General features: G+C 54.5%; 17 protein-coding genes. 5 read left to right on the top strand and 12 right to left on the bottom strand.

Annotated features, from left to right (window positions below; genetic code table 11):
• Nucleotides 1–207 precede the first annotated feature (207 nt).
• A complete protein-coding gene (gene pgi / locus RZA33_RS15650; protein ID WP_317508639.1) occupies nt 208–1,875 on the top strand; it encodes a glucose-6-phosphate isomerase in 1,668 nt (555 codons plus the stop codon).
• A 292-nt stretch (nt 1,876–2,167) separates the two neighbouring features.
• On the opposite strand, the gene RZA33_RS15655 is transcribed toward pgi, so the two are convergent.
• On the bottom strand, nt 2,168–2,746 hold the full coding sequence (locus tag RZA33_RS15655; RefSeq protein ID WP_317508640.1) for a TetR/AcrR family transcriptional regulator: 579 nt from the start codon (nt 2,744–2,746) through the stop codon (nt 2,168–2,170).
• A 120-nt stretch (nt 2,747–2,866) separates the two neighbouring features.
• Here RZA33_RS15655 and RZA33_RS15660 point away from each other — a divergent pair, with 120 nt between their 5' ends.
• Complete coding sequence (locus RZA33_RS15660) at nt 2,867–3,349, top strand: HPP family protein (protein ID WP_317508641.1); 483 nt, start codon at nt 2,867–2,869, stop codon at nt 3,347–3,349.
• 167 nt (nt 3,350–3,516) lie between these two features.
• On the opposite strand, the gene RZA33_RS15665 is transcribed toward RZA33_RS15660, so the two are convergent.
• The 4 genes from RZA33_RS15665 to RZA33_RS15680 all read right to left on the bottom strand — a co-directional run bounded on the left by RZA33_RS15665 (nt 3,517) and on the right by RZA33_RS15680 (nt 5,200).
• The gene (locus tag RZA33_RS15665; RefSeq protein WP_317508642.1) at nt 3,517–3,747 is read right to left on the bottom strand and encodes a DUF6429 family protein; all 231 of its coding nucleotides are present in this window, start codon (nt 3,745–3,747) and stop codon (nt 3,517–3,519) included.
• A gap of 183 nt (nt 3,748–3,930) precedes the next feature.
• On the bottom strand, nt 3,931–4,401 hold the full coding sequence (locus RZA33_RS15670; protein ID WP_317508643.1) for a GNAT family protein: 471 nt from the start codon (nt 4,399–4,401) through the stop codon (nt 3,931–3,933).
• The gene (locus RZA33_RS15675; protein WP_317508644.1) at nt 4,398–4,937 is read right to left on the bottom strand and encodes a DUF2442 domain-containing protein; all 540 of its coding nucleotides are present in this window, start codon (nt 4,935–4,937) and stop codon (nt 4,398–4,400) included. The genes RZA33_RS15670 and RZA33_RS15675 overlap by 4 nt, the downstream gene beginning before the upstream one ends.
• Nucleotides 4,931–5,200 (bottom strand): DUF4160 domain-containing protein, encoded by a 270-nt coding sequence (locus tag RZA33_RS15680; RefSeq protein WP_416337877.1) that lies wholly within the window; start codon nt 5,198–5,200, stop codon nt 4,931–4,933. Before RZA33_RS15680 ends, RZA33_RS15675 begins: the two co-directional genes overlap by 7 nt.
• Nucleotides 5,201–5,418: 218 nt before the next feature.
• On the opposite strand from RZA33_RS15680, the gene RZA33_RS15685 reads away from it, so the two are divergent.
• Both RZA33_RS15685 and RZA33_RS15690 read left to right on the top strand, forming a co-directional pair.
• The gene (locus RZA33_RS15685; RefSeq protein WP_317508647.1) at nt 5,419–6,504 is read left to right on the top strand and encodes a PA0069 family radical SAM protein; all 1,086 of its coding nucleotides are present in this window, start codon (nt 5,419–5,421) and stop codon (nt 6,502–6,504) included.
• Nucleotides 6,505–6,545: 41 nt separating this feature from the next.
• On the top strand, nt 6,546–6,845 hold the full coding sequence (locus RZA33_RS15690; protein WP_317508648.1) for a winged helix-turn-helix domain-containing protein: 300 nt from the start codon (nt 6,546–6,548) through the stop codon (nt 6,843–6,845).
• Here the strand turns inward: RZA33_RS15690 and RZA33_RS15695 are convergent.
• The 4 genes from RZA33_RS15695 to coxB are packed head-to-tail and all read right to left on the bottom strand — an operon-like array spanning nt 6,842 to nt 12,975.
• Nucleotides 6,842–8,986 carry a cation-translocating P-type ATPase gene (locus tag RZA33_RS15695; protein WP_317508701.1) on the bottom strand — a complete coding sequence of 715 codons (2,145 nt, stop codon included), beginning with the start codon at nt 8,984–8,986 and terminating at the stop codon, nt 6,842–6,844. The two genes, RZA33_RS15690 and RZA33_RS15695, sit on opposite strands and share 4 nt — an antisense overlap.
• Before the next feature lie 47 nt (nt 8,987–9,033).
• Complete coding sequence (locus tag RZA33_RS15700) at nt 9,034–9,390, bottom strand: hypothetical protein (RefSeq protein ID WP_317508649.1); 357 nt, start codon at nt 9,388–9,390, stop codon at nt 9,034–9,036.
• 4 nt (nt 9,391–9,394) lie between these two features.
• A complete protein-coding gene (gene ctaD, locus RZA33_RS15705; RefSeq protein WP_317508650.1) occupies nt 9,395–11,935 on the bottom strand; it encodes a cytochrome c oxidase subunit I in 2,541 nt (846 codons plus the stop codon).
• Entirely contained in the window at nt 11,932–12,975 is a 1,044-nt protein-coding gene (gene coxB, locus RZA33_RS15710) for a cytochrome c oxidase subunit II (RefSeq protein WP_317508651.1), read from the bottom strand. Before coxB ends, ctaD begins: the two co-directional genes overlap by 4 nt.
• 36 nt (nt 12,976–13,011) lie before the next feature.
• On the opposite strand from coxB, the gene RZA33_RS15715 reads away from it, so the two are divergent.
• Nucleotides 13,012–13,473 (top strand): DUF2231 domain-containing protein, encoded by a 462-nt coding sequence (locus RZA33_RS15715; RefSeq protein ID WP_133732656.1) that lies wholly within the window; start codon nt 13,012–13,014, stop codon nt 13,471–13,473.
• A gap of 10 nt (nt 13,474–13,483) precedes the next feature.
• Here RZA33_RS15715 and RZA33_RS15720 read toward each other — a convergent pair whose 3' ends face one another.
• From RZA33_RS15720 to RZA33_RS15730, 3 genes are all read right to left on the bottom strand, one after another.
• On the bottom strand, nt 13,484–13,909 hold the full coding sequence (locus RZA33_RS15720) for a CopD family protein (RefSeq protein WP_133732657.1): 426 nt from the start codon (nt 13,907–13,909) through the stop codon (nt 13,484–13,486).
• A gap of 78 nt (nt 13,910–13,987) precedes the next feature.
• Nucleotides 13,988–14,848 carry a DUF2797 domain-containing protein gene (locus tag RZA33_RS15725; RefSeq protein ID WP_133732658.1) on the bottom strand — a complete coding sequence of 287 codons (861 nt, stop codon included), beginning with the start codon at nt 14,846–14,848 and terminating at the stop codon, nt 13,988–13,990.
• Entirely contained in the window at nt 14,832–15,116 is a 285-nt protein-coding gene (locus tag RZA33_RS15730) for a YeaC family protein (RefSeq protein ID WP_133732659.1), read from the bottom strand. The genes RZA33_RS15725 and RZA33_RS15730 overlap by 17 nt, the downstream gene beginning before the upstream one ends.

The following is a 15,116-nucleotide window of genomic DNA, read 5'->3' on the forward strand; positions in this document are numbered from 1 at the left end:
ACTTTTCGCAAGAACTAGGGCAGGTGAACAAGCCTGCCCTTTTAAATGGGTCGTTTTTTAAACATATCGTTTTTAAATACGTCGCTTTCCGCAATTAATCCCTTTTCACATCATCGGTACCCTCTACTCTTTGTCATTATTTATGTAGTATTTTTACATAGCCTACTTTTTGATCATCCAACTCATTTATAACAAACGGATCGCCCTATGTTTCAGCTCACGCGTAGTGTTACTTGGCAGGCGCTTGACCGCCTGCGCGACAAAACCGCCAACGACCGCATTCGTGACTACTTCACCAATGACCCGCAGCGCTTTGAGAAAATGAGCTTACGGGTGGGCGGTCTGTTTCTTGACTACTCCAAGCACCACGTCTCCGATGAAGTGCTTACCAAGCTGATTGAGCTAGCCGACCACTCCGCACTTGTACAGCGCCGGGCACAGATGTTCTCCGGCGATATTATCAACGTGACGGAAAACCGCCCGGTGCTGCACACGGCGCTGCGCCACTTAGGCGATGAGCCAGTCTATGTGGACGGCGAAGATGTCATGCCGGAGATCACCCGCACCCGCGAGCAGATCAAGCTGTTCTCGGAAGCGGTGCGCAGCGGTGAATGGAAAGGCTACAGCGGCAAACGCATTAAAGATGTGGTCAATATCGGCATTGGCGGCTCGGATCTTGGCCCCAACATGGCGGTGCGTGCGCTGCTCAAATACCGCCACCCGGAGCTGCACTTCCACTTCGTCTCCAACGTGGACGGCACTCATATTCAGAAGGTGCTCTCGCGCCTTGACCCAGCCACTACGCTGTTTATCGTCTCTACCAAGACCTTCTCTACACAGGAGACACTGCTAAACGCCAAAACCGCGCGGCGCTGGTTCCTGGAGAACGCTGGCGAAGACGCCGATGTGGGCGCGCACTTTATTGCCGCCTCTACCAACCGCAAAGCGGCCATGGAGTTCGGCATTCGTGAAGAGAACGTATTCGAGTTCTGGGCCTGGGTGGGTGGACGCTACTCCATGTGGTCGTCCATCGGGCTGCCGATTGCGCTTTCGATTGGCTTCGAAGGCTTTATTGAGCTGCTGGAAGGCGCTCATGAGATGGATAACCATTTCATCAACGCGCCCTTCTCGCAAAACATGCCCGTGCTGATGGCACTGATTGGTATTTGGTACATCAACTTTATTGGCGCTGAGACCCAAGCCATCGTGCCTTACGACCAGGCGCTGAACCAACTGCCTTCGTTTTTGCAGCAGCTGGATATGGAGTCAAACGGTAAGTCGGTGGATATTTTCGGCCACCCGGTGAACTACAAAACCGGCCCGATTGTATGGGGGCAAACCGGCTCCAATGGCCAGCACGCCTTCTTCCAGCTACTGCACCAGGGCACCCGCTACGTGCCCATCGACTTTATCGCCTCGCTCAAGCCCGAGCCCGGCGTGGAAGACCACCACTTCGCCCTACTGACCAATATGCTCGCCCAAGCCAACGCCTTTATGGAAGGCAGCCAAGGCGATAGCAAAGAGCTAAGCCAGCACGACCCCTACAGTTGCCCCGGCAACCGCCCTTCAAGCACCCTACTGCTGGATGAGCTAACGCCAAAAAACCTGGGCGCGCTGATTGCGCTCTACGAGCACAAGGTATTCGTGCAAGGGGTAATCTGGAACATCAACTCCTTTGACCAGTGGGGCGTACAGCTCGGCAAGCGCATCGCCGGTGAGATCAGCGAACGCATCGACACCAACGCCGCTGACTTCGACACCTCCACTCAAGGCCTGCTGGAGCTGGTGCGTGCTCACTTCCCCAACGGTGGCAACGGCGAAGAGGAAAGCACGCCGGCCAATGCCGAGAAAAAGCCATCACGCAAGAAGCGTTGAACGGATAGGTTGGTAAATCAATAGAAAAGGAACGCTTTGGCTTTATGAAGCCAAGGCGTTTTTAGATTCCTGGCCGCAGACTGCGATGCCAGCCAAAATGGTCTGCACCTCGGGCAGCAAGCAGGCACATCCCGCATAGCCAAGCCTAGCTAAGGGGACGTTAGGCTTCATGCTCCTCTGTTCATCCTGTGCCGTTGTCATGGGATTGCGTTTCTTATTCAGCAAAATCAGTAAGTATATCGCTATGGAATGGAGTAGACGTTGTGAGTCAACTATCTATCACTAGTCCGGACTAATGCCCTAGTCTAGTTGTCAACAACTCTGTAACGATGACCTTAGCTTTTACAGCTGCTTTCAAATCTCCCATAACATGGGCCTGGATGGTCGCTCCTTCTTTTAAAACTGCTATGGCTTCCGACAGCATAGTCACCGTTTTGTCATCCGAGAATAACCGCGAAACATATAGTCTTATCAAACCAAGCATTGCTCTTTTGTGGCTAGCGCATTGTTGGTGAATGGGATGGCTTAAATCGCTGAATTCAGCACTCACATTGATGAAATAACAACCATGGAAAGCATGTATCAGCTTTTCCCTCTCATTAAACCAATCATCAAGCGCATCGAACAAAGCATAAATCGCGCCCTGACCATCAGATGCACGCTGGGTTCGTCCTTCGATCCAAGAAAAAAACTGAGAATCACGATAATCCACCGTCGCAGCAACCAAGGCTTCTTTACTGGAAAAATAAGTGTAGAGCGTTTTCTTTGCCACGCCTGAGTCAGCGATGACTCGGTTGATGCCAATAGCATGCACCCCATAACGGTAAAATAGTCCAAAGGCGACCGAGACCAACTGCTCTCTTCTCTCCACGCTGAAACCTCACATTGATTTTGTCTAGAACATATTGACGCCTGGAGACCGATCTGTCTACCATGATCAGGGTAGACAGATCGGTCTCCACTACTCCAGCTTTTACCATGAGGTTGCTTCATGAAGATTGCGCAGATTTTCCCTGTTCAACAAAAGACAGCTCTTCTAGCAGGCATAGGTGCTACCGGCTGCATAACGGCACTTAGCTTTATAAGTTCACACAGCGAAGCTTTATGGTTAATGGCGCCATTCGGCGCAACCATGGTAATACTGTTTGGATTACCCACCAGCCCATTAGCACAACCACGCAATGTTGTTGCGGGTCACTTAATAACAGCATCTTTAGGCCTTATTGTGGCGCATTTTTTTGGTGTGCATGAATGGACGCTAGGTCTGGCGGTTGGGTTATCGATAGTAGCTATGATGCTTACCAATACCATCCATCCGCCTGCTGGAGCTAACCCTTTATTGATTATGCTGGCGGGTGAGAGCTGGCACTTCTTAATCACACCTGTAGCGTCCGGGGCCATACTGACGGTGGGTTTCGGCTACGTGTATCATCGATTTATTTCTGGGCAACAATACCCCAGGCAATGGCTATAGGGTAATGGGCTTAAATGCATTGAATGTCGATTGGCATTTAATTAGTAGAAACGGATTAACGACTCATAACATCACTGCCAGTGCAGCTGCTTCGCTAAGCGCCTGCTTTTCATCTGAGGCATAGCCTGTTTATTGCTGCCTCAGCAAACAAAGGCCAGCACATAATTTCAAGCGCCCTTACTGAATAGTTTTTGAAATAGACGCTCTGACTCTTTCAGGCCATCCTCAGTGAACAGGATAGACTTTGCCTTTCCAACGGGGTTCTCAATGAACCCTTTTTCGTGAAGCCTATTCATGGCATCCCAGTCAAAGGATTTCCAAGCCCGACCGCCATCATGCAAAGTCAGATACAGCAAAGCTAGTACGGCCTCGTCTATTTTCTCTTCATCAATCTCCATAGCTCATCCTCAGGTGATCCGCCTTATTCACAGCGCTCATACTGTCCTTTTCGATAGCTTACGCCCGACTCATCCGTCAGGTTGGAGCCCCAAAGCGGAGGAAAAATAGTCATAGTGCAACCGATTGTTAAAGCCTGCCAAATAGCCAGAACAGATTCACTACCGCCGGGATGAACGGTCATATCATTGGATGTCCCAATACATAATATGTTGAGGCCCCGCAGCCCCACCCAAGTAGTGCTCACCTGTCTCATGAAAGCCCGCCTTCTGGTAACAGGTGTATGCCGCTGGGTTCTTACAGTTCACGGTTAGATAGAGTCGAGGGTAGTTCGCATAGTTTTCTTTTAGATAGGGAAACAGCGCTTTTACCGCCGACGTCCCGAGTCCTCTGCCCTGTTGCTTGGCGTCAATGAGAAACGTGCGTAGGCCTATGCTACCTTCAGTGCAAAAATCATATTCATCAGCGTAGGCTATATCGATTTTGAAGCACCCTATCAGCTGATCATTGTGTTTAATCAAATATAGATGGGTAGCCTCATTTTTATCAGCGAGAAACCCCTTAGCGGTTCCCACAAACTTTTCTTGATCATCGCGCACTGTGATATTGCCCACCTCAGCGGTATCCGAAGTATTCAGTTTTTCTAGCTTGATCATCGAATTATCACCGCTTTACAGGGGATTTCAGAACGCTCATTTGCACTTTCTTTCGCTAGCTCAATAACCGCATGTCCCAACTGAACTAAAGTGGCGAAATTGGGTGTCGTTTGTGGCTTTAGGGAACGATAGGCGCTGGTACGGCTTTTGATACCTGCTTTGGCAATGACTTGGCTATGCCCAAACTGCTCCACATAAGAGCGAATGGCAGCCTGCAGAATGTCGGGGCGCCCTTCCTGCATAGAGTCCCAAGAAGCTTGCTTAATGACATCCTCCATTTCCTGCACGTTGAAGCTAAGAGCTGCTGTTTTTTGCACGCCTTTTGTCACTGCACGTAGGGTGCTCGCAGAAAGCTCGTTGCCACGCCAGTTGAGCGCCCCATCCGCGGTTAGTGAGAACTTTTGGAAGTCTTTAATTGCTGAAAAGGGTGCCTTGCTAAAATAGTCTGATAGATCAGCAACGCCATGAAAACCATCGCTAAAAACCAGTTCAAGCTTATATGGCCCAACCAAATCCACATCAATGATCTTTAACATACGTCACCTAACTTGCCTGGATTTTCACCATTTACTGCTTTCTGCCACATATGCATTAGCTGCTCACGATGCTCGGCAATGTGGTTTTCAGCCCGCTTACGTTGCTTACTGGGCAAATATCCCTCTAAGCACTTACTTGACTCAATAGCGATTATCAATTCATAGCCACCATATTTCACGTGTACATGGGGAAGCTTGTGCTGCTTGTTATCAAAAAAATACATACAAAATGAAAGCCCTAGCAGAGCATCAATCTCTGGCATGAGCACCTCTTGAATTACACCCTGAAGACAGAATAGCACCGTATCTTAAAAGAGACAAAATAATCATCATCCTCCCACCTCATCCATAATAAGCGCCAGCAAATCGGTAACGACGATATTCACAAAGGCTTGCTTAAGCGGGCCTGCCTTGCGCCTTTAAACAAACGCCATATACTGTATATATAACCATTTATTTTTATACAAGTCAGAGGTGGCAAATGGCGACGCCCGATCAAACGTCTAGTGTTTCAGCCGTGCGCAAGGGTCGCGGGGCAACTTACGACCCTCACAACCGTTTTGCGCCTACCCGTAGTGTGGCGGAAGATGACGGCTGGTGGCGGGAGGAGGCGAAGACGACCATCGCCACCGAAGTGCGTGAGGAGGTAAGCAAAAGTGCTTTGTCGTGGAATCGCTCGCCGGACTTACCTTTTGATCGCTCGCTGAACCCTTATCGTGGCTGTGAGCATGGCTGCGTCTACTGCTATGCCCGACCCTCACATGCCTACTGGGACTTATCGCCAGGGCTGGATTTTGAAACCAAACTGATTGCCCGCAGTGGATTGGTAGAGCGGTTAACCGAAGAGCTGTGCCACCCTAATTACGTGTGCCGCCCGATCAACCTTTCCGGCAACACCGACTGCTATCAGCCGCTAGAGGCCACCTACCAGACCACCCGCCGCTTGCTGGAGCTGCTCCTGGAGTGTCGCCATCCGGTAACGCTGGTGACTAAAAGCACCTTAGTGCTGCGCGATTTGGAACTCCTGGCGGAGATGGCCGAACACCGGCTGGTGCGCGTGTTTGTCAGTTTGACCAGCCTGGATGCCAATTTGAAACGTACCTTAGAGCCACGGGCGGCATCGCCTCAGGCGCGCTTGCGGGCGATTCGTGAACTGAATACCGCGGGTATTCCAGTGGGTGCACTGATTTCGCCGGTTATTCCGGGGTTAACTGATCATGAAATCGAAAAACTCTTGGAAGCCGCCAGCCGTGCAGGGGCGAGAACCGCCGCCTGGATGCTGCTGCGTTTGCCCTATGAAGTGGCGCCGCTGTTTGAAGCGTGGTTAGAAGCCCACTACCCGGAGCGCGCTGCGAAAGTAATGAGCCTAATGCGTCAGTGCCGTGGCGGTAAAGCGTACGATGCCAAGTTTGGTAAGCGCTTTCGCGGTGAAGGGGTATTTGCCGATTTAATTGCCCAACGCTTTGCCCGCGCAAGCCGCCAGTGGAACATGCAGGAGCGTACCGAGCAGGGTTTGAACACCCGGGATTTTCGCCCACCACGAGCGCAGCAGGATTTATTCATTTAAGCTAAGCAGCACGCGCATAAATCAGCTGCAAAGGAAGCCGAATGCCTGCTATAAGCAAAACCAAATCGAGTTTTTACCGCCGTTTATACGTCGCCCATTTGATCGAACAAGGCGTTGCCAGCGTGCCCGCACTCATCGAGGCCACCGGCATGCCGCGGCGCACCGCCCAGGATACGATCGCCTCCCTTGCCGAGCTGGATATTGAGTGTGTCTTTACGAAAGATGACGGCGAGCGCCACAACATTGGCCGCTACCAGATACGAGATTGGGGAGCGATTGACCCGCGCTGGGTGGCTACACACGCCGAGCAGCTTAAACAGGCGCTCGGCTATACTATTTAGTCATTTTCATCCGGTTCTGCCCATGCCAGCCGTGCAGCGTTAAGGGTTACCGTCAGCGAGCTTGCCGCCATGGCGAGCACCGCCACTAGCGGGGGGATCGCCATCAGCACCACAAGCCCGAGAGCCAGGGTGTTGTAGAGCGCCGAAAAGAGCAGATTCTGAACCATGATGCGCCGCGCACGTTTAGCAATGCTGAGCAGTTTCACGACACCACCGATCCCCGGCGTCATTAGCTGTGCGGAAGCACCCTCCCGGGCAGCTTCGCTGGCACTCAGTGGTGCGATGCCCACATCGGCCGCGGCCAAACTCAAGGTATCGTTTAAGCCATCCCCCACGTAGAGCGTTGGCGATGGCAACCCTTGCAAAAGCCGCGCTTTGGATTCAGGCGAGCGCTGAGCATAGCAAGCTTCACGGGCAAGGCCTATCTGCTCACCTAACCAACTAACTGCCCCCTGCCGATCACCGCTGATCATTGCCACCACATACCCTGCATCTAGCAGATGTTTCACACTTTTTTCAGCGTCTTCCACCGGTTGATCAGTAAGGTAGAGCGTGGCTAACCAGCCTGTACCATCAGCCACCATCACTTGAGAAGCAAAGGCCAGCGTTGTGTCTTCCTCTTGGTCTGGCAGCACAACCTGCTGTTTGGTTAGCCAACTAGCGCTACCGACTATCAGCCACTCACCGCTGTTAAGTTGCACGCGGCGGCCTTCCCCTGGGGTGTCGTTAACCTGCAGGCATTTCTCAGGGTGATGATTGTCTTGACGGTTCGACCAACGCGCTAACGCTTGTGCCAAAGGGTGTTCGCTGCCAGCAACAGCGGCCCTGAGCTTGCGCTGCAAGGTGTACTCATCAACGCCTTCCCGTGCCTGCCAGTGCAGCACCGTATGGCTGCCAGTGGTTAAGGTGCCGGTTTTATCCAACGCTACCGAGCGAATGTGTGCCAGGGTTTCGAGCGCTGCCGGGTCGCGTAGCGCAACACCCTGCTGCATGGCCTGGCCGCTACCGGCAAGACTTGCCAGCGGCACCGCAAGCCCCACGGCGCAGGGGCAAGCAACCACTAACACCGAAAGTGCGCGCACAAAGGCTTCCTCCCAGCCCAGCCCAAATAGCAGCGCAACGGGCAGCGTTATCATCGCTAGCACTAGGGCTAGCGGGCTTAGCCAAGCGGCAAAACGGTCAGCCAGCTTCTGTAATTCACCTTTTTTGGCCTGATAGCGGCGCATTTCGTCACATAGCTGATCCAGTCGCCGCTTGCCTACGCCTGCACTCACCTGCATGACCAGCGGCGTTGTCCCCAAGTAGCGGTAGCCCGCGTAGACCTTCTGTCCGGCATAAAAGTGGCGCGGCAGGCTTTCGCCGGTCAGCGAGGCAGTATCGATCCAACCGGGGATTTCCAGAATCCCATCAAGGGCTATCAACTTACCGGGCGCTAGCTTGACGCGCGTACCCTTCGTCACTTCATCCACAGGAACCGATCCCCAGCGCCCGTTCTGCCAAACCGTAATGTCATCATTTGGCAGCGCCAGAGCATCAAGCGCTTTTAGCCCGCGGTGACGGCACAGCGTTTCCACCAGTCGACCAACGAGTAAAAGCACAATAAGCATCACCGCCGTGTCGAAATAGACCTCGCTAGAGCCGCGCCATAACAGCCAAGCCGAAACCATCACAGCACCAATAACGCCAAGGCTAACCAGCACATCCATACCGGGGCGCTTGGCGAGCAGCGTGCGCCATCCGGCCCGGTAAAACGGTACCCCTGCGAACAGCACCACAGGCAGGGAAAATGCCCCCGACACCCACGCAACCACCAACTCAACCCGCTCCGAAGGCAATGCACCCGCATATATCAATAGTGAAGCGAGCATCGTCCACATGCCTAACAGCGAACCGACCATCAGCCTCAGCGTCAGGTAGCGGCTCTCCTCTTCTAAACGCCCATGGGCATCCGCCACCGGCTCAAGTTCTGTCAACCGATAGCCCAGGCGTCTAATCTTGGGGGCAAGAGTAGAGAGCTGAATTAAGGAAGGCATGCCACTGATGCAGAGCGTCGCGCTTGGGTAGTGGACGCTAACCTCACGCACGCCTTCAAGCCGCTTTAGAGAGCCTTCCACGGCCAGGGCACAGCTGGTGCACCACATACCGTGTAGGGTATAGAGCTGCTCATCCTCTTTGCTAAAGGCATCGCTTACAGGCAAGGCGGAATGCCCATAATCGGCATTGCCGCAAACACAACGCCTAAGGTAGAGAAAAGATACAGCCCGGCAGAAACCGTGGCATTAAAGCGCAGTCGCCCTTCATGACGTTTGGCCATGCGGCAACAGCCCACCGTTAACGCTGCCAGTAACGCAATCGCCGCGATACTGACCACAAGCAGCATAGCGTTCACCAGGGTGAAGATGCCCTGCTCGGGAGCAGGTGGCGCCACTGAGCAGGCGACTGCGTGCCCGCCGTAAACGGCCACGAACCAGATACACCATAGCGTTAAGCCAATGACGAAATGTAAGGGATGGGTGAGATTTAAACGCTGCATCGTGATGGACATTAGCTTAGCTCCCTATCACGCGAGGCAACACCGCAAGCGCGCCCACGAGTATCCAAAACGTCACCAGATTATAGCGCCACCACTGGGCAACCACGGCGGGTTCGAAAGGCGCATGGGCACCCACATAGCCATAACCTACCCGCAGGCCCTGAAGCAAGGTAAGCACCGCACCTAAACCGCCGTGTAACAGCGCATAGGCCAGCCCGACCATAATGATCGCATCATGGGAGGTTTCGGTAACCGCCAAGTCTGCACTCAGCAGCACCCACAGCGTTACCGCTACCTGCACAAAGCCTAGGGCACTGATGCTATACATGCCCACTGCCAGTCCCGCATCCTTACCCTGGCGCAAACCGCGCACCAGTTTTTCGAGAATTACCACGCCAGCGGTTAGCGCCACCCCGGCAAGGATCAGCCCCACCAAGGAGAGCGGTGAGGTCTCGGGCATCCGCCACTCAGGGGACACTGTCCATAGATAGAACCAGCCAAATAGGTAAGAGAGAAAGAACGAACCATTGGCGAGCAGCGTGATCGACATGGCCCATAGGCCTGGACCATCCATGGTGCGCGAGTGGAGCGGAGGGTCGCCGGGAGCTACCTCGGCATCCGGCGCTGCTTTTGGATGGGCACCATTCTCCCAAGACCAGCGCAGTAGAAATAGGCCAGCCACGACAACGGCGATACCGGCTAGCGGATATAGCCGCGTCAGCAGGCTTACACACACCACGGCCAGCGCCATGGCAGCAAACAGCGGCCACCAGGAGTTACCCGGCAGATGAATGATTTCCCGCACTTTGCCGGTCAAAGGGTCAGTGCCCCACATCTCCCGTCGGCCATGGGTAGCCACCGCCAGGCTATGTTGCCCTTCTGCCATGGTGCGCGGCAGATCCGGGTCATCCCATAGTGGGTGGCGCGTCTCGATCTTTGGCAGGCTGACAAAGTTATAGGCGCTGGGTGGCATACTGTTGGCCCACTCCAGGGTATCCGCGTTCCAGGGATTGTGCTTAGCGGGTTTGCCGAAACGGAAGTGCAGCGCAAAATCGAGCAACACCATGGCAATCCCCGCCGACATAATAAAGCTACTCATGGATGACAGCAGGTTGAAAATATCCCAGCCCATGCCCGTTTCATAGGAGTAAACCCGCCGCGGCATACCCAGCAGGCCAGTCCAGTGCATGATCAAAAAGGTGCCATTAAAGCCCGAAAAGGTGAGCCAAAAGCCCCATTTGCCGAGAGTTTCTGAAGGCATCCGTCCTGAAAAAAGCGGCAACCAGTAGTAGAGCCCGGCAATCAGCGGAAAGAACATCCCGCCAACCAGCACATAGTGCATATGCGCCACCACAAAGTGGGTGTCGTGCACCTGCCAGTTAAAGGGCACCAGCGCCAGCATTACCCCGGTCAAGCCACCACACACGAAGATAATCAGGAAGCCCACGATCCATAACATCGGCAGCTTCATCTTGGGCTTGCCCAGCCATAGCGTGGCCAGCCACACAAACACCTGAATCGCCGTAGGCACCGCCACCAACATACTGGCGGCGGAGAAGAAGGCTTGGGCCAGTTGAGGAATGCCCACGGTAAACATGTGGTGAACCCAGAGCCCGAAACTGATAAAGCCTGTCACGGTAATGGCGAAGACCACCCAGCCGTAACCAACGATCGGACGACCAGCAAACACTGGTATCAGCGTGGAGACAATGCCCGCCGCAGGCAGGAAAATGATGTAAACCTCAGGATGGCCGAATAGCCAAAAGAGGTGCTGCCAAAGAATCGGGTCACCGCCACCGGCCACTTCAAAAAAGGGCATCCCCACTGCGCGTTCAAGCTCCAGTAGAATACTGCCCAGAATCAGCGGCGGGAAACCGACCACGATCATCAGCGCCATGGCGAGGATATACCAGGCAAACAGCGGCATTTTGTGCAGCGCCATGCCCTGGGTGCGAGTACGCAGTATCGAAACCACCAATTCGACCCCGGCAGAGAGCGCGGAGATCTCAACGAAGGTGATCCCCAGCAGCCAAAAATCTGAGCCCAATCCCGGTGAGTACTCGCTGCTACTGAGCGGGGTATACATAAACCAGCCGCTGTCTGGTGCCATCTCTAACACCAAGCTAAACGACAGGATGATGCCGCCAAACAGATAGCACCAGTAACCCAGGGATGTTAGCCGTGGGCAAACCAGATCACGGGCACCGATCATCTTGGGAATCATATAAATCGCCAACCCTTCCAGCATTGGGATGGCGAACAGAAACATCATCACCGTGCCATGCATGGTGGTGACTTGGCTATAGATATCCGGCGACATAAAGTCTTGATCGGGTAGCGCCAGCTGGGTGCGCACCAGCATGGCCAATAGGCCACCAATCAAGAAGAACACCATCCCGGTAACCATAAAACGTAGGCCGAGAGTGGTATGGTTAACAATGGTGAGTGCTTTCAAACCACGCGGATTGCCCCAAATATCGTGCAAGTCATTGTGCAGTTGGTTAGGGCCTTTAATGTTATCGCCTTCTGGGGTCGCTTCACGGTTAATAGTGGTCATGGGGTTAGCGTCTCCAGCCAAGCACCCAGAGACTCCAAGGTGGCCGTCTCGATATCATCATGGGGCGGCATTTTGTTGCCCGGTTTTAAGCGTTGGTGATGCTTAAGCCAGTGGGTGACTGCGCCCTCCTCCATGGCCATTATTCCCGCCCCGAGGCTCGTCCGGCTGCCAAGATCAGAAAGATCCGGCCCCTCTTCCCCAGAGGAGAGTCCTGCTACCCGGTGGCAGCTGGCACAATGGGTCATAAATGCCTCCCTGGCAGTTTCATGCTGCTGATCGTTTGCCGCAAGCGACGATAATGCCTCCGTTTGGCGAGCGGCCAGCCAGGCGTCGTACTCGTCCCGCTCGACGGCTTCCACATAGAGCTGCATTTGGGCATGCTGGGCGCCGCAGAACTCGGCGCACTGGGCGCCAAATACCGCCGGCTCGTCTGCTTCCAAGCGTATTTTGTTCACTCGCCCTGGGATCATATCGATCTTGCCGCCCAGTCGCGGCACCCAGAAAGCGTGAATAACGTCAGCACCGGTAACGTGAAAGTCGATCGGTTCCCCTGCCGGCATGATGAGCTGATTAGAAGTCACCACCTCACCCCCTTCTGCGCCGGGGTAGCGCACTTCCCACCACCACTGGTGGCCAATGACTTCAATTACCTCCGGTGGCTCTGCCAGGGGCAACGGTAAAAGCCGCTGACCGGTGGGCACACCAAAAGCCAGTAGCGCGGTAATGCTGGCCACGGGCAGCACAATGCCGCCGCCAATAATCCAGCGACGCGCTATTGTTCGCTCCTCAGCGGGCGTTCGTATTACCTCTTTGCGCTTGAAGGTATACAGCCAAAAAGCAGTCACCAGCACCAATACCACAGTGCCAAACCCTAGCATTACCCACCAGATCATCACCACGTCTCGCGCGGCTTGGCCTGCCGGGTCTAGAATAGACTTATCCCCGGCGCAACCGGCTAATAGCAGGCCGACTGACAGCGCTAGCGGTGTGCCAAGTGAGTTGACCCGCTGCTGGGTTAAGCGTTGAATAATCAACCTCATCCCTTGAATTCCTTTTTCTGCCCACAGGAAGTGACTATGGCAAAGCCTCGCCAGCGCTCGATTAAAAGCCGCGCATCTCTCGCCGGCCATCCACTTCATCCCGTGATGATTCACTTTCCCGTCGCGGCCCTGATGGCGCTGGTGGCAAGCGATATCGGTTTCCTGCTGAGCGGCGATCCGTTCTGGTTGCGCGCTAGCTTGTGGCTGGCAGGCGTCGGTGCTTTCGGCGGCTGGATTGCCAGTACGGCTGGGATTATCGATCTGGTCACTGTACCGCGCATTCGCCGTCTGATAACCGGCTGGAGCCACGCTATCGTCGCGGTGGTGATGCTCTCGTTGGCGTCGTTGAACTGGCTGCTGCGCTTTAACGACCCGAGTGCGATTTTGCCCTGGGGGCTGGCCGTATCGCTGCTCACCGCAGCGTTGATCGCTTTGGCGGGCTGGCTGGGCGGTCAACTGGTGTATGAACACGCGGTGGGTGTCGAGGTTAAGGATTAGCGCCATAGCGTTAGCTCCAATCCAGTGGCTTAGCTAACACAAGCCCCAGCACGCCTATAATGCCCGCCAACGCAACGCATAGCGCCGTCCAGTTGGTGGGTTTTACCCAGCGGTAGTGGCCCATCTCAAGGCGCAAGATTAACCAGCCAAAGCAGCCGTGGGCGGCGACCATGGCCACAACAGCACCCAGTTTTAAGATCAGCCAGCCGCCCAGCACACCATGGATGAGAAACAGCAGCGTGCCCGAGGCAATAGCCACTAAGGCGGCCGGGGTAGCGACGGAGTTATAAAAGAACCGCGGCATGGGCGGTGTGCCCTGGGCGAAGCCCGCGTCTTTGCGAAGCTGCAGCGCCTGGCTAAGCAAGGCGGGCAGATAAAGAAGTGAGCCGCACCAGATCACTAGCGCGGCAATGTGAAGCAGTTTAAGCCAAGGCATCGGGGCTTCCTTGCGTTGCGTAAGGCGGGTCAGATCACCCCCTAACCTTAGTCAAAACGCCCTCTTATGGCTAGCCGCTTAACTCACCTGGATCTCGTAACCGGTGAATTTGCGGAGATTAATGACCCCGCTATCGAGGATCAAATACTGCCCTTTGACGCCTTGCAGCACGCCTTCTACCAGTGGCTGCTTATCAAAGTTATGCGACACCACTTTTTTGGGAAAAACGCTGACGGGGTAGTGAAAATGTTGCGCAGGCTGTTCCAACAAACGGATAGCATCCGAACCATGAGTCTCGCGCAGTTGGTTCAATCCATCGGCTAGCAGGGTCAACAAACGATCCCGCTCGGCACTTAAATCCATGGTTTCGACGTCGCCTTTGAGCATCGCCCGCCAGTTGGTGCGGTCGGCAACCTGTTCTTTAAACAGCATTTCGACAAAACCGGACTGCTGACGCGTATCCACTTCAAGAATCGGCAGCGCCTGAATCGCGCCTTGATCCAACCAGCGGGTAGGCATTTGGGTTTTGCGGGTGATGCCTACTTTAAGCCCCGATGAGTTAGCCAAATAGACGATATGGGGCTGGAAACAGTGTCGCTCGCCCCACTCCGGCTCACGGCAGGTGCCTTGGAAAAAGTGACAGGTTTCAGGCTTCATAATGCAGGTATCGCACTGGGCTAGCCGCTTGAAGCAGGGGTAACAGTGGCCTTGGGCAAAGCTCTTCTTGGTTGCTCGCCCGCAGTGGGTACAGGCAATGGCTCCCGTCCACCGCAAACTAAGCGGCTCACCGATACGCTCGTTAAGCGCAACACGGTGCTCACCCGCGCGCAAGTGGTAAACCACCGGCTGGTCTTGGCGGCCAGGTAGCGCTGCCGCCATTTTGCTTAAACAGCCCTCTACTGAAAAGCCCGGTACTGCCGCTTCAATCACGCGTGGCATCCCGTGCCAAGCCGGCCAGTTCCGGCGATACGCCAGCGCCGCTAGCCGCTGCACCGCAGGTACGCTGCTCTAAATAGCCTACGCGGTTCTCTTCCGGCACGTTGTTCTCCACCTCAAAGCGCATGACGGCTTCCAAGCAGAGTTCGGTCTGTTCCGGCGTTAAGCGGCGACCGTCGGGCCATTTGCGCAGCGATACCGCCTGTTTAAGGCTTTCGTAAATCGCTGGAGTCATCTGGTTGATCATTTTTTCGAATGTCATTTCGCTCAT

Origin of the sequence: Halovibrio sp. HP20-59, assembly GCF_033052795.2 — a bacterium.
Lineage (GTDB): Bacteria > Pseudomonadota > Gammaproteobacteria > Pseudomonadales > Halomonadaceae > Vreelandella.